General features: G+C 69.5%; 15 protein-coding genes. 6 read left to right on the top strand and 9 right to left on the bottom strand.

Features of this window, described 5'->3' with window-relative positions:
* The first annotated feature begins 55 nt into the window (after window positions 1–55).
* The 5 genes from ACWY4P_RS49215 (at window position 56) to ACWY4P_RS49195 (ending at window position 3,835) form a co-directional block, all read left to right on the top strand.
* On the top strand, window positions 56–787 hold the full coding sequence (locus tag ACWY4P_RS49215) for a 2OG-Fe(II) oxygenase (protein WP_456207300.1): 732 nt from the start codon (window positions 56–58) through the stop codon (window positions 785–787).
* Window positions 784–1,089 (top strand): Ada metal-binding domain-containing protein, encoded by a 306-nt coding sequence (locus ACWY4P_RS49210; RefSeq protein ID WP_456207299.1) that lies wholly within the window; start codon window positions 784–786, stop codon window positions 1,087–1,089. The genes ACWY4P_RS49215 and ACWY4P_RS49210 overlap by 4 nt, the downstream gene beginning before the upstream one ends.
* Window positions 1,086–1,652: a hypothetical protein gene (locus tag ACWY4P_RS49205; protein ID WP_456207298.1), complete on the top strand. Its 567-nt coding sequence runs from the start codon at window positions 1,086–1,088 to the stop codon at window positions 1,650–1,652. The genes ACWY4P_RS49210 and ACWY4P_RS49205 overlap by 4 nt, the downstream gene beginning before the upstream one ends.
* Before the next feature lie 82 nt (window positions 1,653–1,734).
* Window positions 1,735–2,172 carry a glutaredoxin domain-containing protein gene (locus ACWY4P_RS49200; protein WP_456207297.1) on the top strand — a complete coding sequence of 146 codons (438 nt, stop codon included), beginning with the start codon at window positions 1,735–1,737 and terminating at the stop codon, window positions 2,170–2,172.
* Between the two features lie 160 nt (window positions 2,173–2,332).
* Window positions 2,333–3,835 (top strand): family 43 glycosylhydrolase, encoded by a 1,503-nt coding sequence (locus tag ACWY4P_RS49195; protein WP_456207296.1) that lies wholly within the window; start codon window positions 2,333–2,335, stop codon window positions 3,833–3,835.
* Here ACWY4P_RS49195 and ACWY4P_RS49190 read toward each other — a convergent pair.
* The 4 genes from ACWY4P_RS49190 to ACWY4P_RS49175 form a co-directional block, all read right to left on the bottom strand.
* Window positions 3,775–4,008: a hypothetical protein gene (locus ACWY4P_RS49190; protein WP_456207295.1), complete on the bottom strand. Its 234-nt coding sequence runs from the start codon at window positions 4,006–4,008 to the stop codon at window positions 3,775–3,777. The genes ACWY4P_RS49195 and ACWY4P_RS49190 overlap by 61 nt on opposite strands.
* A 24-nt stretch (window positions 4,009–4,032) precedes the next feature.
* Entirely contained in the window at window positions 4,033–5,112 is a 1,080-nt protein-coding gene (locus ACWY4P_RS49185; protein ID WP_456207294.1) for a hypothetical protein, read from the bottom strand.
* Window positions 5,113–5,253: 141 nt separating this feature from the next.
* Window positions 5,254–6,495, bottom strand: coding sequence for a glycoside hydrolase family 30 beta sandwich domain-containing protein (locus tag ACWY4P_RS49180; protein ID WP_456207293.1), 1,242 nt, complete (start codon window positions 6,493–6,495; stop codon window positions 5,254–5,256).
* 136 nt (window positions 6,496–6,631) lie between these two features.
* Window positions 6,632–6,928: a hypothetical protein gene (locus ACWY4P_RS49175; RefSeq protein ID WP_456207292.1), complete on the bottom strand. Its 297-nt coding sequence runs from the start codon at window positions 6,926–6,928 to the stop codon at window positions 6,632–6,634.
* Between the two features lie 452 nt (window positions 6,929–7,380).
* Here ACWY4P_RS49175 and ACWY4P_RS49170 point away from each other — a divergent pair, with 452 nt between their 5' ends.
* Window positions 7,381–8,682, top strand: a complete 1,302-nt coding sequence (locus tag ACWY4P_RS49170) for a cytochrome P450 (protein ID WP_456213311.1) — start codon at window positions 7,381–7,383, stop codon at window positions 8,680–8,682.
* Window positions 8,683–8,742: 60 nt separating this feature from the next.
* Here the strand turns inward: ACWY4P_RS49170 and ACWY4P_RS49165 are convergent, their stop codons facing one another.
* The 5 genes from ACWY4P_RS49165 to ACWY4P_RS49145 form a co-directional block, all read right to left on the bottom strand.
* The gene (locus ACWY4P_RS49165) at window positions 8,743–10,902 is read right to left on the bottom strand and encodes an autotransporter (RefSeq protein WP_456207291.1); all 2,160 of its coding nucleotides are present in this window, start codon (window positions 10,900–10,902) and stop codon (window positions 8,743–8,745) included.
* 36 nt (window positions 10,903–10,938) lie between these two features.
* The gene (locus ACWY4P_RS49160; RefSeq protein WP_456207290.1) at window positions 10,939–12,099 is read right to left on the bottom strand and encodes an NAD(P)/FAD-dependent oxidoreductase; all 1,161 of its coding nucleotides are present in this window, start codon (window positions 12,097–12,099) and stop codon (window positions 10,939–10,941) included.
* A gap of 65 nt (window positions 12,100–12,164) precedes the next feature.
* A complete protein-coding gene (locus ACWY4P_RS49155) occupies window positions 12,165–12,926 on the bottom strand; it encodes an amino acid ABC transporter ATP-binding protein (RefSeq protein ID WP_456207289.1) in 762 nt (253 codons plus the stop codon).
* Entirely contained in the window at window positions 12,923–13,828 is a 906-nt protein-coding gene (locus ACWY4P_RS49150) for an amino acid ABC transporter permease (protein ID WP_456207288.1), read from the bottom strand. The genes ACWY4P_RS49155 and ACWY4P_RS49150 overlap by 4 nt, the downstream gene beginning before the upstream one ends.
* Complete coding sequence (locus tag ACWY4P_RS49145; RefSeq protein ID WP_456207287.1) at window positions 13,825–14,715, bottom strand: ABC transporter substrate-binding protein; 891 nt, start codon at window positions 14,713–14,715, stop codon at window positions 13,825–13,827. Before ACWY4P_RS49145 ends, ACWY4P_RS49150 begins: the two co-directional genes overlap by 4 nt.
* Window positions 14,716–14,925 lie beyond the last annotated feature (210 nt).

Raw genomic sequence — 14,925 nt, 5'->3', positions numbered from 1 at the left:
TCCCCCGGAGGGACGAAACCCGGGCGGCGCCACCAACGACCCAAGGACCCTCACCATGAGCCAGACCACCCGACTCGCGGGCCCCGTCGCCGACCGGGTCGCCCAGTGCGACTGGGCAGCCCTGACCGACGAGCTGGGCGAGTACGGCACCGCCCTGACCAGCCCGCTTCTCACCGCCGCCGAGTGCCACGAGATCGCCGCGCTGTATCACGAGCCCGGCCGCTTCCGTACGACCGTCGACATGGCCCGTCACCGCTTCGGCTCCGGTCAGTACCGCTACTTCACCCACGACCTGCCCGAGGTCGTACGGGAGCTGCGCGAGGCGTTCTACCCCCATCTGCTCCCCATCGCCCGCGACTGGGCGGCCAAGCTCGGCCGTCCCGCCCCGTGGCCGGACACGCTTCAGGAGTGGGTGGCCATGTGCCACGAGGCCGGACAGTCCAAGTCCGCGCAGATCCTGCTGCGGTACGGCCCCGGTGACTGGAACGCGCTGCACCGGGACGTGTTCGGCGAGATGCTCTTCCCGCTCCAGGTGGTCATCGGCCTGGATGCGCCCGGAGCGGATTTCACCGGCGGGGAGTTCCTGATGACCGAGCAGCGGCCCCGCGCCCAGTCGAGAGGTTCGTCCACCACCCTGCCCCAAGGACACGGGCTGGTCTTCACCACCCGCGACCGGCCGGTCGCCACCAAGCGGGGCTGGGCCAACGGGCCGATGCGGCATGGTGTGAGCACCGTCCGCTCCGGCCGTCGGCACACTCTCGGCCTCGTCTTCCACGACGCGGCATGAACCCCACCACGCCCGCCTCCGACCGCCCCGCCCGCACCTACACGCTCCTCGGTCCGGACGGGCAGCCCTACCGGAACCCCACGCCCGGCACGCTCGGCGGGCACCGCCGCGGACGCCTGTACGGGCGCCTGGACTGCCCCTCCGCCCTGCGGGCCATCGCCCGCGGCCACTACGCCGAACACCGGGTGTTCTTCGCCGACGAGGCCACCGCGATCGCAGCCGGCTACCGGCCCTGCGCCGTGTGTCTGCCCAGCCAGTACGCCCAGTGGAAAGCAGACCGAGAAAGCACCACCACACCATGACCCCCACCACCGAGCGAATGGCCTTCCGCTCGCCCCTCATCACCGCGGCCGAACTGGCCGCGTACGGCAACGGCCTGCCCACGCCCGCCCCGCACACCGATGCCGAACTCGCCGCCCTCATCGGCCTGCTCACCGGGTCGAAGCCACGGATCGCCACCGTCACCATCGGCCACAGCCGGGACACCGCGTCCCGCAACGCCGCGCAGGCGTTCGCGGCCGCGTGGCAAGCGCGCGAAGGCGAAGTGCTCGCCGTGGTGGACTGGCCGGAGAGCGCCGCGTCCTGGCTGCGCCCGGCAACCCGCCTCACCGCAGGGGCACCCGACGCCTGGGTCATGGCCGCATCCCCGCTCGGCTTCGCCCAACTCGCCTGCCGGCTGCGCCACTCCACCGACTGGGACCCGGCCCGCACCGTCGCATTCGCCTCTCTGAAGGACTCCGGCCTCCCGGCACTCGTCGGCCCGGAAATCCTGAACGGGCTGCGCGGCGCCACCACGGACGGCAGCACCTGGGACATACGCCACCGCTGGATCACCTCCCACCCGCCCGCCACCGCGGGCCGATGACCGCACCCGCACCCGCACCCGCGAGGCCCAGACGTCGGGGCGTCGATCCGCCGAACCCACGCCACCGATAGCCTGCGTCATCATGACGCGCGCTTGGATCTTGCCCATGTTGCTTGTGGTCTGCGGCTCACTCGTTGCGACCGCGCCGGCCGTCAGGGGGTTCCCCGTCGCCGCCGTCGCACTACTGCTGCTGTTTGTCCTGCTTGCAGGGGTGCACTCGCCGCTGGTGTTCCCACGGTCGATCGGCGCGGTGGAGGCACAACGCCGCAGCGCGATCGACGGCCGACCGATCGTCTACTGGCGGGCGGGCTGCAAGTACTGTCTGCGTCTGCGGATCCGGTTGGGCCGCAACGCCCATCGGCTGCATTGGGTCGACATCTGGCGCGACCCGGCTGGGGCGGCGGTGGTGAGGGCGGCCAACGACGGCAACGAGACCGTGCCGACCGTCATGGTGGCGGGACAGCCGCACGTCAACCCCGATCCCGAATGGGTGCGCGGACAGCTCCCCCCATCCACGTGATGGGGAGCGGTTCACCGGGGAGCGCGCACGGCCCCTCGCACCCGTCGCCACCAAACGCGTCCGATCCATTGACGCCAGTCCAGCCCCACCTCTACCTTCTGGCCGAAGTTACGCACGACGTTCGCAATTTCGAACAAGTCGCCTCCGGAAGGGACTTACCGTGCTCGGCACCCGCACCCGCCACTGGCTGACCCTCGTGGCAGCAGTACTGGCCCTGCTCGCGTCATTCGTCACCGTCCAGTCCGCACAGCCGGCCGCCGCGGCCGACGGTCGGCCGTACAGCAACCCGGTCAAGGCACAGAAGGGTGCCGACCCCTGGCTGGAGTACTACAACGGCGACTACTACCTGGTGACGACCTCGTTCACCGGTGAGCTCACCATGCGCAAGTCGCCCACGCTGGCCGGGCTGGCCACCGCGCCGAGCGTCCAGGTGTGGTCCGACTCCACCTCGGGCCGCAACTCCAACTTCTGGGCACCCGAGATCCACTTCTTCAACGGCAAGTGGTACCTGTACTACTCGGCCGGCAACCGCGGCACCCCCTGCTGCGACTCCCAGCGCACCCACGTCCTGGAGAGCGCGGGCTCCGACCCGATGGGCCCCTACACCTACAAGAACAGCCTCACCGGATCCAACCTCAGCCCCAACGGCTGGCTCATCGACGCCAGCGTGCTCCGGCACGACGGCAAGCTGTACCTGGTGGGCAGCGGCTTCATCAACGGCAGCACGCAGAGCCTCGTCATCGCGCCGATGAGCAACCCGTACACGCTTGAGCGCTCCACCTTCACCATCATCTCCAGCCCCACCCTGAACTGGGAAACCTCCGGCAGCCCGGTCAACGAAGGGCCCGAGCCGCTCTACCACGGCGGCCGTACCTTCCTGACCTTCTCCGCCAGCTCCTGCCAGACCCCCGACTACAAGCTGGGCCGGCTGGAGCTCACCGGCAGCGACCCGCTCACCCCCACCTCCTGGACCAAGAAGCAGACGCCCGTCTTCCAGCGCAACGACGCGGCCGGCGTCTACGGCCCCGGCCACAACGGGTTCTTCACCTCCCCCGACGGCACCGAGAACTGGATCGTCTACCACGGCAACAACACGACCAACGGCGGCTGCGGCAACGGCCGTACGACACGAGCGCAGAAATTCACCTGGAACGCGGACGGCACGCCGAACTTCGGCAGCCCGGTGGCCCTGGGCACCACCCTGGCCGGCCCGTCCGGTGAGACGGCGACGACTCCGACGGCGTACACACTGGTCAACCGCAACAGCGGCAAGTGCCTCGAGGTGTCGGGCGGCAACACCGCCGACGGCACCAACATCGCCCAGTGGACGTGCAACGGCGGCACCCATCAGAAGTGGCGCATCGAGGACATGGGCGACGACACCAGCCGCCTGGTGAACCTGGCCACCGGCAAAGTCATGGACACCGCCGACTGCTCCACCGCCGACGGCGCCGACATCCGCCAGTGGACCTGGCTGAACAACAACTGCCAGAAGGCCCGCCTCATCTACACCGGCGGGGACCACGTCCGGATCACCAACGCCAACAGCGGCAAGGTGGCCGATGTCGCCGACTGCGGCACGGCAGACGGCATCGACGTGCGTCAGTGGAGCTGGCTGAACAACAACTGCCAGCAGTGGCGGCTCGTGCCCACGACCGCCTGACGCAGAACCATCTCGACCAGTGCGGCGACGTCGGCATCGACCATCGGCTCGCCGGTCATCCCCATCCGGCGGAGCAAGGCTCCGACCGCGACGTCGATGAAGAGGAGGACCGTAGGCGCAAGCCCCGTTTTGACGGTGCGAGCGGCCATTTCCTCGGCACGGCCGGTGGGCACACCGCGTATCCGGGCACCTGCACGTCAGTCGGCGCCGGCCTCAGCGACACCGTCGATGATGCGCTGATAGTCCTCCTCGGTCGGGACGGAAACATCCTCCTCGTGGCCGCCTCTCCCTTGGCGCACCAAGATGCCGTTGCAGAACAGGTGGTTGTCGGCATCCACCGTTTGCCTGTCCACTCCGCGGCCGGTACGCGCTTCATATACGTCGATGCGGTAGCGGGCCTGGTAGTAGGTCACACTCCACCCGCCCGAGAACGCACAGGTCATGTCGTACTTGCGCCGCTCAAGGCGGCTGCACGCCACCAGTTGAACCTCATCAGGGTCCGGCTCACCGGAGCCCTTGCCCGCGGACGTGACCACCGGGTCGGCGCCGTGTTCCTCGTCGAACAGGACCGCCGGATGCGGGCCGCTCGCGCTGTAGGGGGCCGCCTTGGCATACGAGCCACCGGAGTTCGTGCACAGGCGCGCCAAGTCCCGCAGATAGTAGGGCCGACTGGCCATCACGACATCGCTGAGGGGCGACAGCGTGACCGCCCACACCACGACGGAGGCCACAGCCGCCAGCCCCGTCCCGGTGAGAACCCGATGGGCCAGCGGCGTCGGCACCGGCTCCCGGAGCTCGATGGCCTTGACCAGGGCTTCACGGCCGGTCACGGTGCGGAACGTCTCGTACCGCGGTTTACCGCCGTCGAGCCAGGAGAGCCGCCACGACCCGTGCCGAGCCCCGCCACCCTGCGCCAACGCCACCGACTCCACTGCCTCCCATGCGATGGCGCTCGTCTTCCTTCCTCCCACCCCCACCAACAGACCGCCATCGCATGTCGCGTACCACCGTCTCCCGCCCCGGACCAGCAGCCAATACACCAAGCCGCCCCAGGAACCCACCAGCCAGATGAACACCGCGACGGGTCTGGCGTCCGGGTCGAAGCCCAGTTCGGACAGAGCCTCCACGAGGAACAGCACGGTCGCCCAGTCGAGACCGAGCATGGCAACAACCAGCACCAACGCGTGTCGGCGCTCGTGATGCACCCGCCGCACCTCGCCGAGACCTGCCTCCGTCGCCAGCCCCGGCAGCGATCGCCGTAGCCGCAACTCCCCCACACCTACCTCCCGAAAGCAACGGGCGAAGACCGGTGCCCCCCACTCTGCGCCCACTGTCTCGGGACCGGTCCCGAGACAGTGAACCACTCTCTCCATCGCAGCGGAGAGCATCGCGGCCTCGAGCCCGGCAGGTGGTGCGCTTCACTCGGTCACGAAGGTCGTCACGCTTCGAGCGGGAAGCCGGCCCGTGAAGGAGCCGTTCGACACGTTGATCCTGCCCTGGGGCGCGAGGCTCGCGCTTGCGTCCGTCAACCAGGACGACACGCTGGACGAGGTGTTGTTTTCCAGGGTGAACGGCTGACTCACCGGCGAAGTGCTCTTGTTGATGGCGACGATGACAACCTTGGAGCCACCGCCCTTGTACGCCGACGTGTAGACGTTCGACTGGGGATTCGAGGGCGCGTCGACACGCACATATCCCGGGCGGACGAACTTCGAGAAGTGTGCCATGGTGGCGCCGCGCTTGCTGATCCGCCCGTCCTCCCTCATGGGGCCGTAGCTACGCCGGATGTACCACCACACGTACGCCTGGAACTCGGCATCCACCAGGGCATGGTGGATGTGTTCCCCCACGTCGAGGGCTTGGGGCCAGAGGTCCGCCGAATCGCTGCTGTTGGGGTAGTAGACCTCGGTCATCCAGAGTTCTTTGCCCCTGCCCTTTGCCTTGAAGAGGGGATAGGGAAAGTTCTGGTACGGCGTGCCGTAGAGGTGAGCCCCGAGAATGTCCAGGTTGGCGAGCGCTTGGGGGTCGTTGAGAATCGGGTCCGAGAAGCTCTTCACATACTGGAAGGACTCCGGCGCGATGACCCTGGTGCCGATCGAGCCGGCGTTCTCCCGCAGGAACCGGGTCATCTCGTTCGGAGTCCACCACGTCCAGTCATGCGCGTAATCAGGCTCGTTCTGCACCGATATGGCATACAGGTCCACCCCGTTGTCCCTCATGAACCTGTAGAAGTCGTTCAGGTGCCGCGCATAAGCGCCGTACATGTCGTACCGGAGCCGCTTCGCGTCGGACTGATTGCCGTGGACGAAGGTCTCGACCATCTGAGCGGGGGGATTCCACGGCGACGCGATGACGGTCGCCCCGTGCTCGATCGCACGTCTCGCCGTCGCCACCTCACGGCTCCAGTTCGCCTGGTTCTCGTGGACGGGGATTCTCAGCACGGAGAACCCCAGCTGCCCCTCGCCGTTGCCGAACGCGGTGTCCCTCTGGGCAGGTGTCAGGTCGTTGATCCAGACCGTGTGGTTCATGCCACCGAAGCCCCGAATCGTCTGCCGCTCCGCCGCCGGGTCGACGATCACCTCGGCAGCCGCCGCTGCGGATGGCGCTCTGGATGCTCCCACGGCCGGCGTCGCGGCCACCAGGACCGGCAGGGCACTCATCGTCGCCAGAACAGACCTCCGGCTTGGCGATTCCGACCCTGTGACCATGGGTTTCACCTCATCTCACCCCGTTATGACATAAAGCCTTTGGGAGCGCTCCCACTCACGGGCAAGCTAACGACCCAATTCGCCACCGTCAACCCGCCGGTGCATCCCGGCGGCCGGGCTCCAGGTGCGCGACCTCGGGTCGTACACGGTGGCGGCGGCGTACCCCGCGTCGGAGGTGGCCGCCCATCGCCCGGATCGCCCCGCCGGCTTTCGGCAGCGACACGGAGGGGTGGTCCGGGCCCTTGCCCTGACCTGCGGACGGTCCGCCGTCCCCGGCCGGCCCCTGGCCGGGATCCTGCCCCGGCTCCCAGCTCTCGCGCCGATGCCCCGGGCCCAGCCGTACCGGCCCCGCGCCGCCTTCGGCCGCGGTCGGTTCTGTGCGCATGCTCGTTCCCCCGTTCGACCATACGGAACACGGCCTGGTGTCGTGTCCGCTGTGCCCGGGACCCGCCGCCCGGACTCCCTCACCCCAGCCGGGTCGGCCGAACCTGCCCTTGGTCAGGGGGCAGCTTCGGGACGCGAAGGGGATGCGATGGCCTGGGCGTGTACGGAGTGGCGGATGTGGTAAAGCGGACGTTTCAGACTGTCCCATGCCGACTCGCCGCCTCGCGAGCCGAGTTCCGCTGAGCGGATCAGACTGGTGAGCGGAGCGCAGTGCCGCGGACCGGGCTGGTGACAGCAATCAGGTAGCTTGCCGGGAAGCCGGGTGGGAAGTCATCGGCCGGGGCCGCCCCTCGTTGTCCCACCGTGTCCACGCACGCAGTCATCGAGCAGGAGAGCGCATTGGCGACCACAGCCCCGCAAGGCGTCCCCCTCCCGTCACCCGGGCCCGGTGCCATGCCCCTGCCTCCGGAACTCCTCCCGGCGGCCGTCGAGCGGTGGCGCTCTTCCTCGGGAGCGGTGGTCGACCTGCTGGCCCAGGCGCGCGAGCTGGGCGGGGTCAGCGCGGTACGCCTCGGCCCGCGCCCCACCGTGCTGGTCACCGACCCGGAGGCGGTGCAGCACGTCCTCGCTCTTCATCCCGACCGCTACGTCAAGCGCTCCCACCGGGCCCGCGTGCTGGTCGGAGACGGGGTGCTCTCGGCCGCCGGGGAACCCTGGAAGCGTCAGCGCCGCCTTCTCCAGGCCCAGTTCACCGGAGCGGGGATCCGCCGCTACGAGCAGCGGATCGTCGGCGCCGCGCGGCGCGCCGCCGACCACTGGGCGGAGTGCGCCCGTACCGGCACGCCGACCGACGTCGGCGAGGACATGCGCTTCTTCGCCCTGGACACCATCTGGCGCTCCCTGACCGGCCACCCCCTCGACGAGACCACGAACCGCGAGCTCGCCGCCGTCGAGGCGGTGGGGGCCGCCCTTCCGACCACCCCCTCCGCGTCGGCCGACGCGGCCGAGCTGCGTGCCGCCGTGGCCGCGGACCTCGCGAGGATCGACGCCGTCGCCGAACACGCGATCGCGGCCGCCCGCCGAGGAGAGGCGGGACCGGAAGGCCCCGGCCTGCTGCAAGTCCTGGTGGACGCCGGGCAGACCCGCCCCGAATACACCGACCAGCTGATCCGCGACGAGCTGGTCACCCTGCTTGCCGCCGGTCACGAGACCACTGCCACGACGCTGTCCTGGCTGTATCTGCTGCTCGACCGCCACCCCGAAGCCCGCCGCCGGGCCCTGGGCACAGGACCCGCGGGCTCACCCGAACGCGAGAGGGCCATCCGGGCTCTCGCCTCGGAGACCCTGCGGCTCTATCCGGTGGCGTGGCTGATCCCCCGTCACACCACCGAGGACGACACCCTCGCCGGCTATCACGTCGCGGCAGGCACCGACATCTTCGTCTGCCCGTACCTCACCCACCGCGACCCGGCGCTGTGGCCCGAGCCCGAGCGGTTCGACCCCGAGCGGTTCACCGCCGCGGACGAGGACCGCCCCTCCTCCCGGCACGGCGCCTACTACCCCTTCGGCATCGGCGCCCGGGCCTGTCTGGGCGCGCAGTTCGCCATGCGCGAGATGACCGTGCTCCTGGAGCACCTGCTGCCCGCCTTCACCCCCTCCTTCCACGCCACCCCCACCTCGGCCGCCTTCGGGTTCACCATCCGCCCCGACGGTCCGACGCCCGCCACCATCACACCCACTCCGGACGGCTCATAGAGCGCCCGGTCACCGGCACCGACGCCCATCTCTGGGGGGCCGGTCGAGGCGGGCCAGGGGTCACCGGTGCGCTGCGTGCCGTCCGCCCCGGCGCCCACCGCGCCCGCGCCCGCGCCGCGCCACCGGCACCGCCAGGCCGCTCAGCACCCCGGCGGCCAGCGCGTACGGCCACCAGCCGGGCCCGCTGTCGCCGGAGGCGCTCGCGTTCTCCGGCGTGTCCGCCGCCGCACCGGAGGAGGCCGCGTCGGCATGGGCGCTGTTGGACGCGTGGGGGCTGGTGGCGGCGGTCAGCACCACGTCGTTGCCGTCCCCGCCCCGATAGCTGATCCGGTACCTGGTGCCGGCGAGCTTCACCTCGGCCCCCTCGCGGAGACCGGTGAACGCGCCCGTGGTCTTGGCACCGCCCTTGTGGTCGAGGACGGTGATCTCCCGCGGTGGCTTGGCGCCGACGCCCGAAACGTCGAGCTTTCCGGCCAGCCCGACCTTGCCCGACGCCGTCAACGGCTCGCTGCGCAGGGTGAGTTGCCCCTTCGCGCCCTGGGTGTAGTCACCCGTCACGGTGAGGCCGCCCGCGACCTCGCCCTGATTGGTCACCGAGCCCTTCACCGTGCCCTTGCCCGACAACGAGGCCGCCACCCGCAAGCCCGCCGTGCCCACGTCCAGCTTCGCACCTGCCGAGGTGAGGCGGATCGCCTTGCTGCGGGCGAGAGTCGCCCCGGAGCGCAGCGCCAGTGTGCCCCTCTTGACTGTCGTCGTTCCCGTGTACGTCACCGCGCTGCCGGTCAGGGTCGTCGTCGCGGTACCCGCCTGGGTGAGCGACCCGCTTCCGCTGATCCGGGACAGGGCCAGGGGCTTGCCCACGTTGTTCAGCACGAGCGAGCCGTTGTTGACGACCTTGTAGAGGTCGCCCTTGGTGTAGAGCCCGCCGTCGCCGCCCCGCTTGCCGCTGCCCAGCCGCAGCACGGCGCCCTTCTCGACGGTCGTCGAGCCGTTGTAGTACTGAACGGCGGCGAAGGTGACGTCGTTGCCTTTCGTCCCCTTGATGACGATGTCCCCGGCGCCGGGCGCGGAGAGCGTGTCGTGGAAGCGGCCGCCGCCGATGGGGGCGCCCAGCGTCACCGGGCCGTTGTAGTCGAACGTGAGCAGCGAACGGGAGCGGGCCGCCAGCAGGTTGATGTAGACGGTCTCGGCGGTGCCCGGCATGAAGATCTTGTTCGTGGTGCCGTCGCCCCACTGGAGGTTGGCGCCCTTGATGTTGGTGCCGCGCTTGTTGACGTTCTTCCGCGCGGGCGTCCAGTTCAGGGCGGGGTCACTGAGCGAGGGGTCGGTGTCGCCGCCCTGGTCCGACCAGCTGTACTGGCCGGTCAGGACGACCTTGCTACCCGGCCGGGACTGGACGTTGATGTCGCTGCCGTACTCGCGCTGGTAGAAGTCCATGCCCATGGTGACGGTCTGGCCCAGCGGGGTGTCCACGGTCCAGGTGCCCTGGTTGAGGACCTTGCGGATGTTCGGCAGCGACGTCGCGTACTCCGGCCGGCCGGCGTTCACCTGCGTGCCGTTGTCGATCACCCCGGAGAAGGGGTGCGTGCCCGACAGGTCCCAGGTGCCCCAGAGGAACCTCGGCTGGGTGACCAGCCCGGAGCCGCTGATGGTACCCAGGTTGAAGGCGCTCTTCAGGGAGAGCCGCAGGGTACCGTCCACCCGGATGTTGTCCTGGTTCAGCCGGAACGCCGGGGTGTTGTACGGGAAGTGGCCGATCAGTCCGGTGGCGCCGCCGTTGCCGTACTGAAGGGTGGCGCCCTTCGCCACGGTCACGGCCGGCGGGTCGGGGTTGGCGACGGTGACGTACGGGTGGTTGCCGCCCTGTGTCTTCGCCACCTGCCGCTGCCGGGACTTCGGCAGGGTGAAGTCGCTGTCCTTGGTGAGGATCAGCGTGCCGGTGCCGCGCACGGTGAGCGTGCCGGTGCCGCTGAACACGCCGCCGTACACGGTCGTCCCGGCCGGCACGGTCACCACCGTGTCACCGGCGAGTGTCACGTTCCGGCCCGCCAGCACGTCGGCGGTCACGTCCCGGGGCCCGGCGGCGCTCGCGGTGGGAGCGCCGAGCATGAGGGCGGCCACCGCGAGGGCTCCGGCGGATGCTGCTGTCTTGTGGATGAGGCTGCGCACGAAGGGGAGACGGGCCGGGGCCGGGACCGATAACAGAAATTCCACGGTCATCTTTGGTGGGGTCGTGCGCGGCCTCTGTCCCGCTGGTCAGAGGGCGGCCTTCTCACCGCTCATCCGGTGCAGGCTCTCGTCCTGCACGGTGGCCGCCACATCGCGCGTCGCCCGGTACGGGGCGAGCTCCGCACTGGGCCGTCCACCGCTGATCTCGTCGGCCACCAGCCGCCCGAGCAGAGGGGCCAGATTGACGCCGCTGTGGGTCACCACGCTGTAGAGTCCCGGGGCCTCCGGGCTGGTGCCGACCAGAGGGAGGCCGTCGGTGGGCACGGGGCGGACACCGATCCTTGCCCCGGCCAGCCGTGCCGAGCGGAGCGCGGGAAGCAGGCGCTGGCCATGGCGGTGCAGTTGCTCCTGGGGCGTGAGCCGGTCGCCCGGAGCGGGCTCTTGGGGCAGCAAGGCGTCGATGGGCCAGGAGATCGAGCAGACGCGGTCGCCCGGCGCGGGCCGCAGATCCACCTCGGGCGTGGTGATAATCGCCTCCAGCCGGGCCTCGGGTACCGGGGTCGTCTCGCCGACCAGGCCCGGCACACGGTCCATCGGAAGGTGTACACCCGCGAAACCGGCGATCCGGCCCGCGTCCGGGCCCGCGCAGTTCACCACCCAGTCCGCCTCCCAGTGACGTGACTCGGTCCGCACGCCCCGCACCCGGCCACCGGCGAGCGACAGTCCGGTGGCCCGCAGGCCGTAGTGGATGTCCGCCCCGAGCAAGGCGGCCCGGTCGAGCAACGACCGCACGAACAGGGGAGCGTCGTACCACGCGGTTCCGTCGTGGACGACGATCTCCTCCGCCGAGCAGGCGCCGGAGTCCACCGCGGGTGCCAGCTCGCGCAGCTCCGCCGCATCCGCGATCCGGCACGGGTGGCCCCAGGACCGCAGCCTGGTGGCTCGGTCCCGGAGCGACCGCTGTTCGGCCGCCGTGTTCGCCCACTGCACCGTGGGGGCGGCGTGGCGCCACGAGGTGCCGCCCAGTTCCGCGGCCAGTTCGGCGTGGAGGGCGGCGCTGCGACGGTTGAACTCGTAGTAGCTGACGGGTGTTTTGAGGTGGGTGACGTCCATGGCGAAGGTCGCGCTGGACGTTCCTGAGGCCGGGCCGCCCGCTTCGATCACGATGACGTCGGCGCCGGCCAGTGCCAGGTGGTAGGCGACGGAAGCGCCGATCACACCGGCGCCGAGGACGATGACACGGGACACGTGGTTTCCTTAACGGTTGATCAGAGCTGATCGGGTGTCAGCTGCGGAGGGTCGGCGGACCACGCTCAGCGGACCTTGCGGAGAAACGCCTGGGTGCGCTCGTGCCGCGGCGAGCCGATGACGGCGTCGGGCGGCCCCGACTCCACCACGACCCCGCCGTCCATGAAGGCCAGCGAGTCGCACACCTCGCGCGCGAAACCCATCTCATGAGTGACGACGATCATGGTCATGCCGTCCCGGGCGAGCGCCCGCATCACATCGAGGACCTCGCCCACGAGTTCGGGGTCGAGGGCGGAGGTGGGCTCGTCGAAGAGCATCAGCTCCGGTTCCATGGCCAGTGCTCGGGCGATGGCCACCCGCTGCTGCTGGCCTCCGGACAGCTGGGAGGGGTAGCTCTCGCACTTGTCCGCCAGGCCGACCCGGGTGAGGAGCCCCAGCGCCCGTGTTCTGACGATCTCCTTGCGCTCCTTGGCCACCCGCAGCGGCGCTTCCATGACGTTTTGCAGCGCCGTCATATGGGGGAAGAGATTGAACTGCTGGAAAACCATCCCGATGCCACGGCGCTGCTGGGCCACCGCCTTGTCGGAAAGCTCGTGGATCCTCCCTCCGCGCTCCTCGTAGCCGACCAGTCTGTCGCGAACGTACAGACGGCCCGCGTCCACCCGCTCCAGATGGTTCACACAGCGCAGGAAGGTCGACTTGCCCGATCCGGACGGGCCCACGAGGCAGAGCACCTCGCCCTGGGCCACCTGAAGATCGATGCCCTTCAACACCTCCGCATCGCCGAAGTTCTTGCGTACGCCCTCGGCCCTCACCACTGCCGTCACGACGAGCTCTCCTTCCGGAAGGCGCGCTCGAGGTAGCGCTGGGCCACCGTGAGCACGGTGGTGGCCACGAGGTACCAGATGCAGGCGACCGTGAGCAGCGGAATCTGGGCGAAGTTGCGGGAGTAGATGCCCTGGACGGAGGTGAGCAGTTCGGGTACGGCGATCGCGAACACCAGAGAGGTGGTCTTGAGCATCGACACGGCCTGGTTGCCGGTGGGCGGGATGATCACCCGCATCGCTTGCGGCAGAACGATCCGCCGCATCGTTTGGCGCCGGGTCATCCCCAGCGCATGCGCCGCCTCGGTCTGCCCGTCGTCCACCGAGGAGATACCGGCCCGTACGATTTCGGCCATGTACGCGGCCTCATGCAGCCCGAGTCCGAGCACGGCCGCCGTCATCTGGGTGATGAGCTGGTTGGTGTCGGCCTCGACGAAGGTCGGGCCCCACGGGATACCCAGCCCCACCCTGGGCACGACGGCGGACAGGAAGTACCAGAACAGCAACTGGACGAGCAGCGGGGTGCCGCGGAAGACCCAGATGTAGAAACCGCTGAGCGCCGACAGCAGTGGATTGGACGACATCCGCAGGATCGCCAGGACGACACCGCCCACGATTCCGATGGCCATGGCCAGAACCGTCAGCAAGGCGGTGGTCCGCAGCCCGTCGAGCACCGCGGGAGCGAAAAGGTACTCCCCCACCACGTCCCACTGCATGCGCGGATTGGCCGCCCACCCCTGGACCAGGAAGATCACCAGGAAGACCATCACAGCGGACGCGCACCACCGGCCGGGGTGGCGCAGCGGCACCGCCCGGATCGGCGCGCCCTGATCAGCCGGGCGCACTGCCGTTCCACCGTCCTGTTTCAGCTCCTCGGTGGCGTACTGCGGCGACCGTCCCTTCATGAAGCACCGCCGTTGACCGTGGCACGGTCGAGGGCCCCGGAAGAGAGCTTCCACGTCTTGAGGATCTTTCGGTAACTGCCGTTGCGCATCAACTCGCTCAGCGCGCCCTGGACGGCCTTGACCAACGAGGTGTCCGCCTTGTCGACCAGGATTCCGTAGGGCAGGTACCGGTAGGGCTTGCCCACCTCCTTCAGCTTCCCGGCGGACTTCCCGGCGTGGTAGACGACGGTGGGGGTCCCGCCGACGAAGGCGTCCGCCCGCGAGGTGGACAGGGCCTGGATACACCCGACCGTGTCGGGGAACACCAGGGTCTTCACCTCCGGCTTGCCCGCCTTGCGGCATGTGCCGGACTGGGCCTCGGCGTCGTCGACCTGAGCGGTGCCCTGCTCCACGGCGACGGACTTGCCGCACAGATCGCCGAGCGAGCCGATCTTTGTGGCGTCCTGCGCGTGTACCAGGATGGAACTGCTGGTCTTGAAGTAGTCGACGAAGGTGATGTACTCACGCCGCTCGGGCTTGTCCAGCATGGCCTGGATGGCGAGGTCGTAGCGGTGTGCACGGACGCCCGCGATCAGGCTGTCGAAGCTGGTCTGGGAGAAGTCGACCTTGACGCCGAGCACCTCGCCGATGGCCTTCATCAGGTCCGGCTCCATGCCGATGACCGTTTTGTTGTCGCTGTCGAGGAAGACCAGGGGCGGGTAGTTGTTGCCCTGCGCGACGGTCAGCCTGCCGGACTTCCTGATCTTCGCGGGCAGCAGATCGTGCAGCCGCTGGTCCACCTTCTGCTTCGGGGCGGCGGCCCTCGGCTCACCGTCCGTTGGACCGCACGCCGTCGTGGCCACGAGCCCTACGAGGACGAGAGACATCAGCGCACGTCGAGCGGCCATGGGGACCCCTCTCTCATCGGGTTGGCTGGATTTGGCTCCCCACAATGTGCGGGACGCCCACCATCGGCGCAAGGTCGTTCAGGATGAGCATTGGCGACCCTGTTGTTCAGCTGAACTGATGCTCGGCGCTCACCATCGGCGGACTCCCTGCCACGTCAGACGTGCTGGCGGCGGAGGTGCGGGAGATGCCGAGGAAGCACCGTAGAAACA

The organism is Streptomyces sp. LZ34 (assembly GCF_053890475.1).
The sequence above is the reverse complement of the archived record's forward strand: the minus strand, read 5'-3'. Positions and strand labels throughout refer to the sequence as shown.